The organism is Ruegeria sp. CDSB086 (assembly GCF_059611065.1).
This window is the reverse complement of the sequence record NZ_JBXWOV010000002.1, coordinates 318,218-334,484: the sequence shown is the minus strand read 5'-3', so window position 1 is coordinate 334,484 and position 16,267 is coordinate 318,218. Positions and strand designations below refer to the sequence as shown.

Here is a 16,267-nt window from a genome sequence, read left to right as displayed (position 1 = left end):
ATGCAATGCAACCCGTAGCTTACCAATCGGGCTGTGGTGATTGGCGCGGCTCCGCGCTATGGTCGTGAAAACGGGCCGACCGTTTCAAAGGATTATGAATGTATCGTCTGATCTGTTTGTTTCTTCCTCTTTTTCTGGCGGCCTGTAGTGCTGGCGAGATGCGATTGCAGCCCGCGACCCAATGGTCGGGGACCTTGGGTGAGTATCAGGTAGAGGCGGCTGCGGTTCGGGATGTCAGCCGCTCCATCGGCAAGGAAGCCCGGGCAGAGTGTCTGAAGCGGGCCAAAGTCAAAAATTGTGATTTCACGGTTCTTGTTGATCTCAATCCACAAGCGGAAGCGAATGCGTTTCAGACCTTGGATGACAGGGGCCAGCCGGTGATCATAATGACCCGATCCATGATTCAGTCGGCGCAAAATCCAGATGAGCTGGCATTTGTACTCGGGCACGAGACTGCTCATCATCTGCTGCGTCACATTCCGCGCCAGGCCGAAAACGCGCAGGAAAGCGCAGTCATATTCAACAATCTGGGCGAACTCTTTGGAGAAGAGGGAGAAGACCTGGAGCGTACACAGAAAATTGGGGCGGAAGTGGGTGTGCAATTGAATGTTAAGGCCTTCGAGCTTGAGGCTGACCAGTTGGGCACAATCATTACCCACAATGCCGGATATAACCCGTTGATCGGTGCAAAGTACTTTGACCGCATCCCGGACCCGGAGGACAGTTTTCTGGCGTCACATCCGCCGAATGCGCAGCGTGTGCAGATGGTTCAGAACACGGCCCGAAAACTTGGGCTGACGCAATGACCCAAATAACAAGGCTGGGCGTAATCCTGACGGATCGTGGATCGAAATACGCGGTGTCGGGGGCTGCTGTGCAAACGCGCGAGGACGTGGATGCCGTTCTGCAAGACCTCAAGTCCGACAAAGCCTATGCCAAGGCGACGCACAATACCTGGGCGACGATCTTGCCGACAGGGGCTCTCAAGGCCGACGACGGAGAAAGCGGTGCCGGAATGGTCATCCTGCGCATGCTCGAAAGGGCTGGACTGGAGGGCCACGTCATCATTGTCACCCGCTGGTACGGGGGCAAAAAACTGGGCGGTGACCGCTTTCGCAGGGTGCAGGATGCCACCCGCGCCTATCTGGACCATATCGGCGCCGGGTCTTGACCTGAGTCAAATGCCTGTTCGGGCCGCTGCGCTATCCTGTCAGAACTCTGCGACAGGGAGACAGCGCAATGCTTGGCAAAAATACTCTGAAACGACATGCGGAACTGGTCGACCAGATGGCAACCCACGTCGGGGTCGATCTGGAAGATGCGGCCATAGGTGGTGATGTCTCGATTGACCAGATCTCTGATGCGGTCCTGCGTTGCAGTGATTGTTCGAACCCAGATCATTGTGCGCAATTTCTGGCACAATCTGCCCAAGACCAGAAAACCCCGGAATATTGCAGGAACACGTCCCTGTTTGACCGCCTCACTTCGCTGTCGGAAAGCAAACTCGACGGCTAGGAATAATCATGCCCCGCCATCGCCGCGTTTGATGGCGCTTTGTGCAAACAAAAGGCAGATCTGCCAATGACCCGAGACAATCTGGGCGACGTGGAGAAACACTTTTGGCTAACCCGGTCGGTGGCCAGATGTATGGATGTTTCGTTGACCGAAGCGATGGCCGAGGGGCGGTTGACCACCAATGGTTATGCGGAGATCGTGACGCGCTGTCGTGCCTCTGGGTGCAGCGACCAATGCGAATTGTGGCTGTCGAAACAACAGGTCAAAGCCGATTCGGCCCCTGAATTCTGCGTGAATGCGGAAACGCTGAACGCTTTGAAGACTTAGTCAGAGCTTGGAATGCGAACCGTCGCACAGCGGCGGATTGGCCGTTTGTTTGCACCCGCAAAAGAACACCTTCTTGCTGGTCTCGGCAGTAAACTTCACCGGTTCAAACTGGGTTCCCTTGTGTGAACCATCGCAGAAGGGCTGGCGCTCTGACTTGCCACAGGCACACCAGAAATAGGTTTTCCCTTCGGTCACTTCGACCGGGTAGGGGGCTTTTTGGGCAGGTTTCGGCTGATCTGACATGTGGCTGCTCCGCTTTTGGCTAATGTCGTGAAACAACTATAGGGCCTTCGTGCGGGGCGTGTAGAGCGCTTATGTTTCTTTATACAAGCAGCATGGTTTTGCCGCTCTCACAAAACTGTGATTGATTTTGTTGCAATAATATCAACGAGGTCGTATTTTGAGACTGGCCCCAGAAAAAAGGGCAATATGAGAAAATTTTTAGAGGAATGACGGACATGAAACTTAAATTTGCTGCCGTTAGCGCAATTGCCCTGGTTCTAGCTGCATGCTCGCAGCAGGAAGAGCCGACGCCGGTTTACATCACGCCTGAATACGACAAGTTCGGCACACCGAGCTGCCCGGCTGGAACCGAGCTGGCCACGACCGAAGCGGGACAGACCATCTGTAACCCGGTCGCACAATAAGAATTCCGCGGGCGGTCTTGGTTGGGCCGCCCGCTTACTCAACACAGCCGACCGCCCTTGTTGGGCGGTTTTTTTTATGTCCGCTTCATGCCGACGCGGGCTCGGATCTGAATGCACCGAAAATGGGCAATCATCGCCTCACCAGTCGTCAATATCCGTGTCCAAATGACTTGCGGTGATAGTGTTGACGCTTTGACCCGTACCGTGGCGCATAAAGGTAGCGATAGGATTTCTTTTTTAGCTTTTGCTGAACGTAGGGCGCGTTCTTAGGAACCGGTTTTGGGTGGTAGACTTTGGGTGTGTAGACTTTCGGAGAGTAATAGTGCCGGTGAATGCGGATATTATTGCGGTTATGAGTATTCTGCGATTTTGACCCAACAACAACTTGGCCGCTCGTTCCAACGGTGATGCTGCCTGCGGTCGCCGGGATGGCAAAAAGTTGGGACGCAAGTATCGCGGCCATGCAATTGAAAGAGATTGCACGAAGGTACGCCATGAAAACCCTCCTTCTAGCGAGTTGAGGTTTTCATTCATGGTCCGGGAAAATCCCGTCTCAAGCCAATAAACTTAAATCACGCTCTGCCTATCGAGGGTGAACGGCACATTAGGCTTAGGTGCGTGTGCCCCATAAATCGTATTCGCCGGCCTCATCGATCTCGACCGACACGATGTCACCAGGCTTCAGGTCATCAAAACCCTCATCGATGAACAGATTCCCGTCGATCTCGGGCGCGTCTGCCTTGGTCCGGCACGTGGCGGCTTCGTCATCAATCTCGTCCACGATCACGTCGATGGTCTGGCCAACCTTGGCGGCCAGCTTAGCCTCGGAGATGGCCTGAGCTTTTTCCATGAAACGGTCCCAGCGCTCTTGCTTGACCTCGGCTGGTACGTGATCCGGGAGGTCGTTTGATCGCGCGCCATCGACGTTTTCGTATTGAAAACAGCCAACACGATCCAGTTGCGCCTCGTCCATCCAATCCAGAAGGGTCTGGAACTCGGCCTCGGTCTCGCCCGGATAACCGACGATAAAGGTCGACCGCAGCGTGATGTCCGGGCAGGTTGCGCGCCATGCGGCGATCTCGTCCAAAGTTTTGGCCGCCGCCGCCGGGCGCGCCATGCGCTTCAGAACGTCCGGATGGGCATGCTGGAACGGAATATCCAGATAGGGCAGGATGTTGCATCCGGCGTCGGCCATCAGGGGGATCAACTCGCGAACATGCGGGTAGGGGTAGACATAGTGGAGCCGAACCCAGGCATCCAACTGCCCCAGCTCACGCGCCAGATCGGTGATGTGGCTGCGCACCTCGCGATCCTTCCACGGGTTCACGTCGTATTTCCGATCCAACCCATAGGCAGATGTATCCTGCGAGATCACCAGCAATTCACGCACGCCGTTGTCGACCAGTTTTTCGGCTTCGCGCAGTACAGCATGTGCCGGACGGCTGGCGAGTTTCCCACGCATGTCGGGGATGATGCAGAACTTGCATTTGTGGTTACAGCCCTCGGAAATCTTGAGATAGCTGTAATGGCGTGGTGTCAGTTGCACACTTGCGACGGGCAGCAGGTCCACAAACGGGTCAGGATCAGGCGGCACGGCCGCGTGCACCGCATCCAGCACCTGCTCGTATTGGTGCGGGCCGGTAACAGCCATGATGCGTGGGTGATGTTCGCGGATGTAATCCGGTTCCGCACCCAGACAGCCGGTAACGATGACTTTGCCATTCTCCACCAATGCCTCACCAATAGCGTCCAGCGACTCGGCCTTGGCACTGTCGAGAAACCCGCAGGTATTCACGATCACGGCATCCGCGCCTGAATAGTCGGGCGAGATGCCGTATCCTTCGGCACGCAGGCGCGTCAGAATGCGCTCACTATCGACCAGGGCCTTGGGGCAGCCCAAAGAGACCATACCGATGGTCGGCTGGTTCGAACGTGGCGTCTCGGGCATCCGGGCGGCAGGCGCCAGGTCGGGGCGGAGGTTTGGCGGGTTTGTTGTCATTGCGCGGCATATAGTGGGGAACGCTTCCCCTTGCAAATGCAGCGCAGGCTTTGGATGATCTTTTTTAACGCATGAAAAAGGCGGAGAGCAGAATATGAAGTGGCTGTTGCGCATAGTTTTCCTGTTGGTGGCGGTTTTTGGCTTGGTCATCGGGGCCTTGCTGCTGATGCCCGGCGACAAGCTGGCCACCATATTGGCTGAGCAGGTCCGCACCCAAACCGGGCGTGACCTGAAGCTTACGGGCGATGTGAACCTGTCTTTCTGGCCCGTGCTGGGGCTGGAAACCGGTCCGGTGACTTTTGGAAATGCACAATGGGCCGGTCCTGAACCAATGCTGAGCGCCGAAAGCCTGGCCGTGGGGGTTGATGCTGCCGCGCTGATCTCCGGGGACCTGCGCATAAAACGGGTGATCGCCGACAATCCGGTTCTGCGGTTAGAACTTTCGGATGGGCGCGGGAATTGGGAACTTTCGGCACCCGCAAACGCAGCCTCGGCAGGCGCCACAAGCGGCGCGGGACCGCAAGGGCAGCAGGGCGAGGTGACGCTGGATCATCTGAAGCTGACGAACGCGCGCTTGGTCTACATCGAGAATGGCGCGACCAAGTTCGATTTTGCCAATGTCAATCTGGCGGCCAGTTGGCCGGATGTTTCAGCGCCTCTGCAGGTACAGGCTCAGATGGCGGTGCCCGGGGGGGCGGTCGATGTCGACCTCAAGATTCAAGATCTGCCAGCTTACGCGTCCGGCGCAGTAACGCCGCTGGATTTAACCATGACCGCGCCCGGGGGAGAGTTCGGTTTTGTCGGGCGGGTCAATCTGGCTGGTGAAATGGATGGCAGGTTGCTGGCCAAAACGACGAACACGGAGCGTATGCTGGCTGCTTTTGGTCAGGCCGGTGTTGGGGTGCCATTGGGACTGGGGCGCGAGGCCGATGTGGCTGGGCAGATGACCTATACTAGCGATGGTCGGATTTCGCTGCGCAACTTGGTGGCGTTGCTGGATAATAATCGCCTGACTGGTGAGGCAGATATCGTTATCTCGGACCCGCCGCAGATTACCGCACGGCTGGAAGGCGGTGACCTGGATCTTACTCAATTCAACGATACGCCTGGTGGCGCTGGCGGAGGGTCGGCGCCGTCGCCTGACCAAGGGTGGTCGACCACCCCGATTGATGCGTCTGCGCTGGCCTTGGCGAATGGCAAAATCCGCCTCAAAGCCAATTCCATTGCCGTACCGGGTCTGACGCTGGGACCCAGCGATCTGACGCTTAACCTTGATCGATCCAGGGCGGTTCTTCAGATGAACCCGGCCACATTGTTTTCAGGGCATCTGAACGGGCAGGTGGTTGCCAACAACCGGAACGGTTTGTCGGTCGGCGGCAATCTGACCGCGAATGGCATGGACGTACAGCAAGCTCTGTCCGCTCTTGGCGGGATCGAGCGGTTGTCCGGCACCGGATCAGGGTCGTTCGAGTTTCTGGGAGTTGGGCAGACCGAGGATCAGATCATGCGCTCACTCAGCGGCAAGGGTCGTGTGGACGTGGGCAAGGGCGTGATCTCGGGGTTTGATCTGGACCGCCTGATGGGCCGCAGCGGGGGCGAGCGCGGCACAACCGTGTTCAACAGCTTGTCTGCCAGCTTCACCATGGATCAAGGGGTGTTGTGGAACAACGACCTGTTGATGTCGCTGGATAACTTCCGGGCCGACGGGTCCGGTCGGGTCGGAATCGGCAACCGCGATATCGACTATCTTTTCACACCTGTGGCGCTGCGCGCGAATTCGGGAAACGGCATCGCGGTACCAGTGAAAATTGTCGGGCCGTGGAGCAACCCGACGATCAAGCCGGATCTAACCAAAGTCCTCGAAGCTGTTGCTGAAGGAAAGGCCAAAGAGCTTGAAGATGAGGCCAAGCAGAAAGTTTTGGACAAGGTCGGGGACGAGCTGAATACAACGATTACGGACAGCGATCAGATCGAAGACGCGATCAAGAACAAACTGGAAGACGAAGTGAACAAGGGGCTGCTGAAGCTGTTTGGCGGTAACTAAAAAGCGCCGATACGCAAGGGCGTCGGGGCAGAAGGTGCCCCGAAACGCAGTAGCACTTAGATGGTCTGATCGTAGTCGCCCACACCGGGTTCCGTGCGAATGACCGCGTCGATATCGCCAAAGATTGCGCGCATTTCATCCTCGCTCTCGCTGCTTTCGCAGACCACAACAAGGTTCGGAGTGTTCGAGGATGCCCGCACCAGACCCCAGCTGCCATTGTCCAGAATGACGCGAGCGCCATTGACAGTGACGACCTCTTTGATCGCGCGACCGGCAAAGGTATCTCCGGCATCTGCCTTGGCGACCAGCTTGTCGACTAACCGCTGAAGAATGTCATACTTCTCGGTGTCGGCCGCATAGGGCGACATGGTCGGCGTCGACCAGGTTTTCGGCAGCGCTTTACGCAAGTCCGACATGCTTTGGTCAGGATTGCGATCCATCAGCTTGCAGATTTCAACGGCAACCCGCATCCCGCAGTCGTAGCCGCGCCCGATAGGTTCAGCCAGAAAGTAATGACCAGACTTCTCAAAGCCGGCCAGCGCATTGATCTCTTTGACCCGACGCTTCATGTGGCTGTGCCCGGTCTTCCAATAATCCGCTTTGACACCAAGGGCCTGCAGTTCGGGGTCGCTGGCAAACAGACCAGTGGATTTCACATCTGCCACAAAGGTCGAGTTCGGATACAATTTGGCCAGATCACGGGCCATGATCACTCCGACCTTATCGGCGAAGATCTCTTCCCCCTCATCATCCACAACACCGCAGCGATCGCCGTCGCCGTCAAAGCCCAGAGCCAGATCGGCACCGCTGGCTTTCACAGAGGCGGACATGTCGTGCAACATCTCCATAGCCTCGGGGTTGGGGTTATAGTGGGGGAAAGTATAATCCAATTGGGTATGGCTGGGCACCATTTCGACGCCAATGCGCTCGAAAATCTCAGGCGCAAAGGCCGAAGCCGTTCCATTACCAGTTGCGCACACGACTTTCAGGGGGCGGGACATTTTGAAATCGCCGACCAGATCGTCGATGTAGGCTTCTTTTACACCATCAACGAATTCGTATGTTCCGCCTTCATGTGGGGTGCCTTCACCGTTCAGGACGATGTCGCGGAGCTCTGACATCTCGTCGGGGCCGTGTGTCAAAGGACGATCAAAGCCCATCTTGACGCCGGTCCAGCCGTTAGGGTTGTGGCTGGCTGTGACCATGGCCACGGCCGGCACATCCAGATGGAATTGCGCGAAATAGGCCATCGGGCTGAGCGCGGGGCCAATGTCCTTGACCTGAATGCCAGCCTGCATCAGACCCAGGATCAGCGCGTTTTTGATCGCCAGCGAGTAGTCGCGGTAGTCGTTGCCCACCGCAATCACCGGTTCGATCCCACGTTTGCGCATCTGTGTGCCCAGACCCAAGCCAAGCGCGGTCATGCCGGGCAGGTTGATCTCTTCGGGATATTTCCAGCGCGCGTCATATTCGCGAAAGCCGGTCGGCTTGATCATCGGATCGCGCAGAAAACTCCAGGTGTTCGGGGTCACCTCTGGGATGGGTTTGGTCATGCTATTGCTCTTGCTTAAATCTGTATAGGATTGGCTTTGGCCAATGCATCAAAGCGCATCAATGTGTCAATCAATTGAGGCATTTGATCCAGATAGATCATGTTGGGCCCGTCTGACGGAGACTTGTCCGGGTCTTCGTGTGTTTCAATAAACACAGCACCTACGCCGATGGCGGCAGCTGCGCGCGCCATCACCGGAGCAAATTCACGCTGTCCGCCGGTCGAACCTCCAAGCCCTGCAGGCTGCTGAACCGAGTGGGTTGCGTCCATCACAACCGGATAGCCCGTCGCCGCCATCTGCGGGAGCGAGCGCATATCTGTCACCAAGGTGTTGTACCCAAACGAGGTGCCACGTTCTGTCAGCAGAATATTCGAGTTACCAACACTCTCGATCTTGGCGACAATGTTCGCCATATCCCATGGTGCCAGAAATTGCCCTTTTTTGACATTGATCGCTGCGCCTGTTTGGGCTGCGGCCAACACCAAGTCGGTTTGACGGCACAATAACGCGGGAATCTGCAAAACATCACAAACACTGGCCGCGTCTGAGCATTGCTCCGGCGTATGTACGTCAGTCAGGACAGGTACCCCAATTTGTTTTTTGACACCTTCCAGAATGTCCAGTCCTTTAGCAATTCCGGGCCCACGGACACCTGAAATTGAGGTGCGGTTCGCCTTGTCATACGAGGCCTTAAAGACGTACTGCGCACCGGCGGCATCACAGGCTTCTTTCATTTTGCCTGCGATCATCTGCGCATGATCCGCGCTTTCAAGCTGACAGGGGCCGGCAATGATCGTCAGAGGCAGATCATTGCCGACCGTGAGGTCGGAGATTTTTACATGTTTCATGTGTCTTACGAGGATACCTGTTCACGAAGGACCGACGCGGTAAGCGAGATCAACAGGTAGATACCAGCAAACAACAGAAAAGCCAAAATCGTATTTTCGAACTTGCGCGGATAGGTGGGTTCCTGACTTGGCACCGGCCTCACAGACACTGTCAAATAGCGCACTTTACGGTTTGCTTCGGTCCGCGTGGTTTCCATTTGCTGCATGGCTGTCTGCAGCATCATGTCCCTGGCAACAAGATCGGCTTGTGCCATCTGAATTCGTAAGCTGAGCCGGGCAAGCGAGTTTTCGCCTGCAGACACATCCAGCATTTCCGAGTTGAGTTCTTCCAACACAGTCTCAAGCCGCGCGATGTCGGCACGGGCACCATCCACCTTGGCCTGGTTCGGACGACGGTTGTCCAGCAATGCGGCCAGCTGCAGCTCTTTTTCTTGAATCTGTGTTTCCAGGGCGTCGATGCGGCCGCGCAAACTGACGATGACGTTTTGCGGGTCCAGCAGCGCGCCTTGAATCTGAAGTTCGATCAGATCTTCCTGTGCTCTCCTACGCTCCTTCTGTGCCATTTCAAAACCATCCAGCGCGTCGCGCATCTGGTCCTCGCGCTTGAGTTCCGTAAGCCCGTTTATGGTTTCTTCGGCGTAGGACAGAAGACGGTCAGAGATGGCCACCGAAATCTGCGGATCAGGTGCCGCAACTTCCATTCGGATAATGCCATCGCTCGGGTCGTATCCGATGGTGATCATGCGCCGGAAAAGCTTGTAGGCTTCTTCCAGCGTGGCGTCCGGCGAAAGCCGTTGAATAGGGTCGATCCAGTCTTGCTGGAAAATCTCTGCGAAGCCCATGTCACGTTCAAGCCTCAGCAGCGCATCCTTGGACTCAAGAAATTCCTGAGTAGCGACAGAATCCTGTGCGGTGGCGAATTGTGTGCCCGCCAAAAGCCCGCCAAAAGCTGCACCGCCCCCGTCCGCCTGCAGGATCGAAAAGGCCGAGTCGCTGGCATACATGGGCGTCGCCACACGGTAGAAATAGAACCCGACAATAAAGGTGGGCAGGAAGACGAAAACCGTCAGGCGGGCAAACAGGGCAAGCAGTTTGCGACGGCGACGGCGGGCGATGTCTTTTTGTATCTCGCCAATTTCAAGCTCGCGTCGTTGCGCAGGAGACATCTCGGGCCCGGGCAGGGTCTTTCCACCTTCACTGACCGTTTGCGGCAAATGAATCGTGACTTTGTCCTTGGCTTGATCCTCGGTCTGTGCCGTTTCACCGGCCATCCCCAGCAAATTGGCGCGATGAAACGGATCGATGCCCTTTTGGCGTAGCAAACGCACCGCATCATAGTCCGAGGTCGCCTCTAGGCCGTTCTTTTGCGCCAATCTGCGTGCCAACCGCAATTGGCGCCCGGTCAGTCCCTCGCGTTTGATGGCGTCAATCTCGGTATTGGACTCCGAGTCATTGGCCGCAGTGGGTGGCTGGGTCGCGTTGCGAATGCGTGAAATGGCATCAGCGCGGTCTTCTTCCGTTCCCGCGTTGCGGCGTTTGCGGCGCCAGTTGTAGATGCTAGCCTTGGGTTTGGTAGTCATATAGCTGCTTTGCCTCTTCCAAGGTGTCGAACATATAAAGCTGGCCATCCATCAAAACGGCAGCCTCTTGCGCAAATTTCTCCAGCACGGCGGGACTGTGCGACACGATCACCATTGTAGTCGTGCGTAGTTTTTCCCGAAGGATGTCGCCGGCCTTCCTGTTGAATTCCACATCCGTCGACGCCGGCATCCCTTCGTCAATCAGGTACATGTCGAAATCCAGGGCCAACATCAACGCAAACGTAAAGCGCGCTTTCATACCGCTGGAGTAAGTGGCCAAAGGTTGGTTAAAATACTCCCCCAATCCGCATAGCCATTTGCAGTAGGCTTCGACGTAATCGGGGTCCATCCCGTAGATGTTGGCGACGTAGCGCGCGTTTTCCAGGGCGGACAGTTTGTTTGCGACACCTCCGGTGAAACCCATAGGAAAAGACACTCGGCAGGACTTTCGAATCACGCCTTCATCGGGCTTTTCCAGGCCGGCCATCATATTGATCAAGGTGGTCTTGCCGGTTCCGTTAGGTGCAAGAATGCCAATCGAACGGCCCAATTGAACCCGAAACGAGACACTGTCCAGGATCACCTTGCGGCGTGTCCCGGTCCAGAAGGACTTACTGACATTTTCAAACTCAAGCATTGAGAGCCTGCTGCTTGCACCATTTTAAAAGTACCGGATGTGCCGGTGATCGGGTTGTTATCCTACGTTTTATGTGGGCCATATTATGTCGAGTTTTGGTGGCAATGATCAATGCACCGGCACGTGTGCTGTTGGTAATGTGACTTTTCCATCGGTTGGACCCACGCATTGCGTTGACTATCTTTCAGGGTGACCGTCAACCAATTTGATGCAGGAAACCTTGCCATCTGATGAATTCGCTACAGAAAGAAATCTCGGCCTGCCGTATTTGCGCGGAAAGATTTGCCGCGACAGAGACCGCGCATCAGCCGCGCCCAGTGGTCTGGTTTCAGCCCGGGACGCCAGTTTTGATTGCCGGTCAGGCCCCTGGCGCACGGGTGCATGAGTCGGGCCGACCGTTCACCGATCCGTCCGGAGATCGTTTAAGGGACTGGCTTGGGGTGGATGAATCTGTGTTCTACGATCGGTCAAAGGTTTCGATCGTACCGATGGCTTTTTGTTTTCCGGGGTATGATACGCGCAAGGCGGATTTGCCGCCGCCCCCCGTCTGCGGGAAAACCTGGCACAACAAAGTCATGCAAACCCTGGGGGAAATACCCCTGACTATTTTGGTGGGTGGGCACGCTCATAAATACCACCTGCATGTGCGCAGCTCGGTGACGGAAACGGTTCGCAACTGGCGGGACCATGCGCCGCGCGTCTTTGCCTTGCCTCATCCCTCGTGGCGGAATACGGCATGGATGAAGAAAAACCCGTGGTTCCAGACCGACCTTCTGCCGGTTCTGCGTGCACGGGTGCAAGAGGTTCTGAATGACTGAAACCACGGCTCTGGACACTGCCTACGCCGCAATGACTGCCGCCCCACAAGATGATGCAGCGCGATTGCGGTTCTTCGAACGGCTTGCCGACAGCGAGCTGTTTCTGATGCTGACAGAAGAGGCGAAGGGCGAAAACATCTCACCCGAGTTGTTCGACGTCGCCGATGGGCGCTTTGTGCTGGCCTTTGACCGAGAGGACCGGTTGGCGCGATTTGCCGAACGTCCTGTCCCTTATGTGGCGCTTTCGGGCCGGGTGTTATCCTCCATGCTCGCGGGGCAGGGGATTGGGCTGGGCCTCAACCTCGAAGTTGCGCCGTCCTCTATGCTGATCCCGTCCGAGGCGCTGGGCTGGCTGGCGGAAACTCTGCAGCATGAGCCAGAGGAGGTTCAGCAACGGTTGGCAGAGTTCTTGCCCCCTGCGGGCCTGCCCGACGATCTGTTGACCGCGCTAGACGCAAAACTTGCCACCGCAGTTGGGCTGGCGGAAGCTGCATATTTGGTGGGAACGAAGTCCGAAGGCGGCGGTTCCGGTCACCTGCTTGGGTTCATTGGTGCGGTAGAAGGGGCAGAGCCCGCACTGGCCAAGGCCGCGTCCGAGGCGTTGACGTTTTCCGGGATTGAGGCCGGGGCAATGGATGTCGGGTTCTTCGGTGCACACGATCAGGCTGCTGCCTCATTGGCGCGGATCGGTTTGCGGTTCGATCTGCCACAGCCAGAGGCGCGTGTTGTCGCGCAGACGACACCTGGCAGCAACCCGGATAAACCGCCTATTCTGAAGTAGGAAAAAAGCCCCGCGCACGACTGATCTGCGGGGCTTTTTGTGATTATTCCGCAGCTGCTTCCAGTTTGTCCTGGGTGCGGGTTTCGAAATCGCTGGCCTCGTGACGTTCGTGCAGCTGGGTATGTGGCTCACCGAACGGGCGGTTGACCATGCGGCCCCGCTGAACGGCAGGGCGTGCGTCGATCGCCTTGGCCCAACGCATGACGTTCTTGTAGGATTCCACGTCTAGGAACTCGGCGGCGCTGTAAAGTCGGCCCAGAACCAGCTGGCCATACCAGGGCCAGATCGCCATGTCCGCGATGGTGTAATCCTCGCCTGCGATATACGTCTTGTCGACCAGTTCGCGATCCAGAACGTCCAGCTGGCGCTTAGTCTCCATCGTAAAGCGGTCAATTGGGTATTCGAACTTTTCCGGCGCATAGGCGTAGAAATGGCCAAACCCACCGCCCAGATAGGGTGCACTGCCCATCTGCCAGAAGACCCAGTTCATGACTTCCGTACGTTCCGGTCCGGACGCGGGCAAAAACACGCCAAACTTTTCGGCCAGATGAAACAGGATCGAAGCGCTTTCGAACACGCGTGTCGGCTTGTCGCCCGAGCGATCCCAAAGAGCGGGGATTTTAGAATTTGGGTTGGCCCCGACAAAGCCCGAGCTGAACTGATCGCCTTCGCCGATATTGACCAGCCAGGCGTTGTATTCGGCACCTTCGTGACCCAGCGCCAGCAGTTCCTCCAGCATCACGGTCACTTTCACGCCGTTCGGCGTGGCCAGTGAATAGAGCTGCAGGGGGTGCCGTCCAATCGGCAGATCCTTGTCGTGGGTGGCGCCAGCGATTGGGCGATTGATGTTGGCAAATTGGCCGCCATTCTGGCTGTCCCATGTCCAGACCTTTGGGGGCGTATAGGTCGGTTGCTCGCTCATTTCTTGCCTTTCTTCGCAAAGTGCAGGTGAATTGTCCGTCCAACACAACAGCTAATGTTGCAAAGCACCAAGTCCAACCCCCCAGAGCACAGCGTTTTTGTAACAATTCTCACCCGACATCTCACGAATTCTCATTCAACGTCACAGCGACGCGAGGGGGACTTCGCAAGCAGTCTGAATCACCTATTGTATGTTCAGACCCGCAAGTTCGGGCAAATCAACAACCCCGAGGACAAAAGGACTTACCACCATGAAACGTTTTGCCCTGACTGTAGCTGCGGCTCTGACCCTTGCCGCTCCGGCCTTTGCTGGTGACCAGTATATTGACGGCACCGGGTTCGCCGTGTCCGGCTACGATGTCGTCGCATACCGTGGTCTAGATCAGGTTGCGGTTGGTCAATCTCAGCCCGCGCCTGTACGCGGCCGTGCAGACATCACCGCAGAATACAATGGTGCCACCTGGGCATTTTCGTCTGAAGAGAACCGCGACAAATTTCAGGAGAACCCAGCCTTCTACGCGCCGCAATATGACGGACATTGCGCATACGGTGTTTCGAAGGGCGGCAAAGTCCCTGCGAACCCGAACCTTTGGCGCATCGTCGATGACAAGCTTTATTTGAACATCACCGATGTCGTTGTCGGTTTCTGGGAAGAAGACGTGCCCGGCAATATCAACCTCGCCGAAGGCAACTGGCCGGGGATCGAACCCGATGCCGCATCCTCCAGCGTGATCCCGAAATTCACGTCGGAAGGCCCGATTTCAAACTAAGTGGCCACTCACCAAGCCAAAGCCCGGCGCATTTAAGCCGGGCTTTTTCGTCAATGCGCAAACGAGAATTCGTCCCGCATCTGCTGATCGGCATCGAACCGAATGCGAACGCTTTTGGCCCCAGGGAACGTACGCGCAGTAATCGCTTCGGGCACAACAACCTCGCCACCGCCAGAGTCGTTGGACTGGAAATTCAGCACCTCGGTTTCCGTCTGGCGTGAGCTCGCCAAAACCGACGTGGGCAATGCCACGCGGTTTGCACCTTCATAGACCGGCGTTGAGACAAAGAATGTCAAATGGCGGCCAAAGAACCCGACCGCATCGGGCACATGGTCCGACTTGCACATCAGCTCGGAATCCGGTGTTTCAACCTCGTCTGATCGGTCCGGCAACGCGTTGTTCAACAGGGCGCGGCATGCGTTGATATCGGCGGTTTCCAGTGTCAGAATACGACGGCGCAGTTTCGGGCGCCGCGGTTTTCCCGATCCAACACCCTTACCCGCCAGCCCTTCTTTACGCAAAAAATCATATGCATCCTTGGCGCGGGTAAATCCGGAGCTATCGCCCTTGGCTTGGTCTGGATGACCATGGAACGCAATGTCCCGCCAGGCGCTTCTGATGTCGTCCGAACTGGCGTTTTGATCCAACCCCAGAGCATGCAGTGCTTCTGTGCGGGCTCTGATCTTCTCAACAGTTTCCATAACCCAATTTACTCATTACAAAACAAAAAAACGTCACTCCTTCAGTTTGAGCAGGACGTTGAATTTGTCAAATTTCACGCAAAATTGAAGTGCTTACGGGAACAATTGCAGCGCGTCGCGGCAATTGTTCTTAGTTTCTTTCCCCGCAGTGGGATACTGTCTTTCGGGCCGACCTGATTAGGCCACGTTTTGCAGATCAGCCTTCGGCGTTATGCCAAGGGCAAAACACACATCACGCGTCAATTCCGGCCGGTTCAGCGTGTAGAAATGCAGCTTGTCCACGCCCCCGTCGATCAGGTCCGAGCACAGCTCGCTACACAATGCTGTAGCCAGCAAATCCTCACGATCGTCGCGCACGGCCTTTTCAAACGCCTGTTCGACCCATTGGGGAATGCGCGTGCCGCATCGTTTGGCAAAATTGCGTGCACCCTTCCAGTTCTCGATCGGAAGGATGCCGGGCACGATGGGCTTGTCGATGCCGGCTTTTTCACAGGCGTCCCGGAACCGGAAAAACGTCTCGGCCTCAAAAAAGAACTGGGTCAGGGCCTCATCTGCGCCCGCATCCAGTTTGGCTTTGAGCCAATCAATATCGGTGCGGGCGTTTTGTGCCTCGGGGTGAATGTCGGGGTAGGCGCCGACCCGAATGTTGAACATCTCGGTCTCAGCCAGGGCCGAGATCAGTTCCACCGAATTTGCAAAACCTTCGGGGTGTGGTTCAAAACGATCCTGACCGCTTGGCGGATCACCGCGCAGGGCAACGATATCCTGAACGCCCGCGCGCGCGAAAGTATCCGCGATTTCCAGCGTTTCCTGCCGCGAGGCATCAACACATGTCAAATGGGCGGCAACAGGCAGCCCCGAGGATTTGTGCAGGGTCGCCACCGCATCACGGGTCAGTTCCCGCGTTGTGCCACCCGCACCATAGGTGACCGAGACAAAGCGCGGCTCTAAAGGGGCCAGAGTCTGGACCGTGTCCCAAAGACGAAACGAGGCTTCGAGCGTCTTGGGCGGAAAGAACTCGAATGAAATTTCTGGCTTGGTCATCTCGGCCTCATTTGGTTGGTGCAGAGTCCTTGTGCCAGTTCGGGCAATGTGAGACAAACTCATATTATTCAAGAACAACATG

General features: G+C 56.6%; 19 protein-coding genes. 9 read left to right on the top strand and 10 right to left on the bottom strand.

The window, feature by feature from the left end:
• Nucleotides 1-98: 98 nt before the first annotated feature.
• From AC2FIO_RS05290 to AC2FIO_RS05275, 4 genes are all read left to right on the top strand, one after another.
• A complete protein-coding gene (locus AC2FIO_RS05290) occupies nucleotides 99-806 on the top strand; it encodes a M48 family metallopeptidase (RefSeq protein WP_496696118.1) in 708 nt (235 codons plus the stop codon).
• Nucleotides 803-1,171 (top strand): YigZ family protein, encoded by a 369-nt coding sequence (locus AC2FIO_RS05285; RefSeq protein WP_496696117.1) that lies wholly within the window; start codon nucleotides 803-805, stop codon nucleotides 1,169-1,171. Before AC2FIO_RS05290 ends, AC2FIO_RS05285 begins: the two co-directional genes overlap by 4 nt.
• A gap of 68 nt (nucleotides 1,172-1,239) precedes the next feature.
• Nucleotides 1,240-1,515 carry a DUF6455 family protein gene (locus tag AC2FIO_RS05280; RefSeq protein ID WP_496696116.1) on the top strand — a complete coding sequence of 92 codons (276 nt, stop codon included), beginning with the start codon at nucleotides 1,240-1,242 and terminating at the stop codon, nucleotides 1,513-1,515.
• Between the two features lie 66 nt (nucleotides 1,516-1,581).
• Nucleotides 1,582-1,842, top strand: coding sequence for a DUF6455 family protein (locus tag AC2FIO_RS05275; protein WP_496696115.1), 261 nt, complete (start codon nucleotides 1,582-1,584; stop codon nucleotides 1,840-1,842).
• On the opposite strand, the gene AC2FIO_RS05270 is transcribed toward AC2FIO_RS05275, so the two are convergent.
• A complete protein-coding gene (locus tag AC2FIO_RS05270; RefSeq protein ID WP_058275570.1) occupies nucleotides 1,843-2,085 on the bottom strand; it encodes a CDGSH iron-sulfur domain-containing protein in 243 nt (80 codons plus the stop codon).
• Nucleotides 2,086-2,300: 215 nt separating this feature from the next.
• On the opposite strand from AC2FIO_RS05270, the gene AC2FIO_RS05265 reads away from it, so the two are divergent.
• Nucleotides 2,301-2,489, top strand: a complete 189-nt coding sequence (locus AC2FIO_RS05265) for a hypothetical protein (RefSeq protein ID WP_058275732.1) — start codon at nucleotides 2,301-2,303, stop codon at nucleotides 2,487-2,489.
• A gap of 148 nt (nucleotides 2,490-2,637) precedes the next feature.
• On the opposite strand, the gene AC2FIO_RS05260 is transcribed toward AC2FIO_RS05265, so the two are convergent.
• Both AC2FIO_RS05260 and rimO read right to left on the bottom strand, forming a co-directional pair.
• Nucleotides 2,638-2,985, bottom strand: coding sequence for a hypothetical protein (locus AC2FIO_RS05260; protein ID WP_496696114.1), 348 nt, complete (start codon nucleotides 2,983-2,985; stop codon nucleotides 2,638-2,640).
• 114 nt (nucleotides 2,986-3,099) lie between these two features.
• Entirely contained in the window at nucleotides 3,100-4,488 is a 1,389-nt protein-coding gene (gene rimO, locus AC2FIO_RS05255; RefSeq protein ID WP_496696113.1) for a 30S ribosomal protein S12 methylthiotransferase RimO, read from the bottom strand.
• Between the two features lie 94 nt (nucleotides 4,489-4,582).
• On the opposite strand from rimO, the gene AC2FIO_RS05250 reads away from it, so the two are divergent.
• Complete coding sequence (locus AC2FIO_RS05250; RefSeq protein WP_496696112.1) at nucleotides 4,583-6,532, top strand: AsmA family protein; 1,950 nt, start codon at nucleotides 4,583-4,585, stop codon at nucleotides 6,530-6,532.
• 56 nt (nucleotides 6,533-6,588) lie between these two features.
• On the opposite strand, the gene AC2FIO_RS05245 is transcribed toward AC2FIO_RS05250, so the two are convergent.
• Genes AC2FIO_RS05245 through AC2FIO_RS05230 form a run of 4 tightly spaced genes read right to left on the bottom strand, consistent with a single transcriptional unit; the run spans nucleotide 6,589 to nucleotide 11,150 of the window.
• Nucleotides 6,589-8,085, bottom strand: coding sequence for a phosphomannomutase/phosphoglucomutase (locus AC2FIO_RS05245; RefSeq protein ID WP_496696111.1), 1,497 nt, complete (start codon nucleotides 8,083-8,085; stop codon nucleotides 6,589-6,591).
• A 14-nt stretch (nucleotides 8,086-8,099) separates the two neighbouring features.
• Entirely contained in the window at nucleotides 8,100-8,933 is an 834-nt protein-coding gene (gene kdsA, locus AC2FIO_RS05240; RefSeq protein ID WP_282168938.1) for a 3-deoxy-8-phosphooctulonate synthase, read from the bottom strand.
• A 5-nt stretch (nucleotides 8,934-8,938) separates the two neighbouring features.
• Nucleotides 8,939-10,513 carry a KpsE/RkpR family capsule polysaccharide export protein gene (locus tag AC2FIO_RS05235; protein ID WP_496696110.1) on the bottom strand — a complete coding sequence of 525 codons (1,575 nt, stop codon included), beginning with the start codon at nucleotides 10,511-10,513 and terminating at the stop codon, nucleotides 8,939-8,941.
• Nucleotides 10,491-11,150 (bottom strand): ABC transporter ATP-binding protein, encoded by a 660-nt coding sequence (locus tag AC2FIO_RS05230; protein ID WP_282119017.1) that lies wholly within the window; start codon nucleotides 11,148-11,150, stop codon nucleotides 10,491-10,493. The genes AC2FIO_RS05235 and AC2FIO_RS05230 overlap by 23 nt, the downstream gene beginning before the upstream one ends.
• A 230-nt stretch (nucleotides 11,151-11,380) precedes the next feature.
• Here AC2FIO_RS05230 and AC2FIO_RS05225 point away from each other — a divergent pair, with 230 nt between their 5' ends.
• Entirely contained in the window at nucleotides 11,381-11,968 is a 588-nt protein-coding gene (locus AC2FIO_RS05225) for a uracil-DNA glycosylase family protein (RefSeq protein WP_496696109.1), read from the top strand.
• Nucleotides 11,961-12,749: an SseB family protein gene (locus AC2FIO_RS05220; RefSeq protein WP_496696108.1), complete on the top strand. Its 789-nt coding sequence runs from the start codon at nucleotides 11,961-11,963 to the stop codon at nucleotides 12,747-12,749. The genes AC2FIO_RS05225 and AC2FIO_RS05220 overlap by 8 nt, the downstream gene beginning before the upstream one ends.
• Before the next feature lie 43 nt (nucleotides 12,750-12,792).
• Here the strand turns inward: AC2FIO_RS05220 and yghU are convergent, their stop codons facing one another.
• Nucleotides 12,793-13,671, bottom strand: a complete 879-nt coding sequence (yghU, locus tag AC2FIO_RS05215) for a glutathione-dependent disulfide-bond oxidoreductase (protein WP_496696106.1) — start codon at nucleotides 13,669-13,671, stop codon at nucleotides 12,793-12,795.
• A 250-nt stretch (nucleotides 13,672-13,921) separates the two neighbouring features.
• Between yghU and AC2FIO_RS05210 the strand changes: the two genes are divergently transcribed.
• Nucleotides 13,922-14,440 carry a YHS domain-containing (seleno)protein gene (locus AC2FIO_RS05210; protein ID WP_282119021.1) on the top strand — a complete coding sequence of 173 codons (519 nt, stop codon included), beginning with the start codon at nucleotides 13,922-13,924 and terminating at the stop codon, nucleotides 14,438-14,440.
• 50 nt (nucleotides 14,441-14,490) lie between these two features.
• Here the strand turns inward: AC2FIO_RS05210 and AC2FIO_RS05205 are convergent, their stop codons facing one another.
• Both AC2FIO_RS05205 and metF read right to left on the bottom strand, forming a co-directional pair.
• Nucleotides 14,491-15,141, bottom strand: coding sequence for a J domain-containing protein (locus tag AC2FIO_RS05205; RefSeq protein ID WP_472723168.1), 651 nt, complete (start codon nucleotides 15,139-15,141; stop codon nucleotides 14,491-14,493).
• Between the two features lie 177 nt (nucleotides 15,142-15,318).
• The gene (gene metF / locus AC2FIO_RS05200; protein WP_496696104.1) at nucleotides 15,319-16,185 is read right to left on the bottom strand and encodes a methylenetetrahydrofolate reductase [NAD(P)H]; all 867 of its coding nucleotides are present in this window, start codon (nucleotides 16,183-16,185) and stop codon (nucleotides 15,319-15,321) included.
• Nucleotides 16,186-16,267 lie beyond the last annotated feature (82 nt).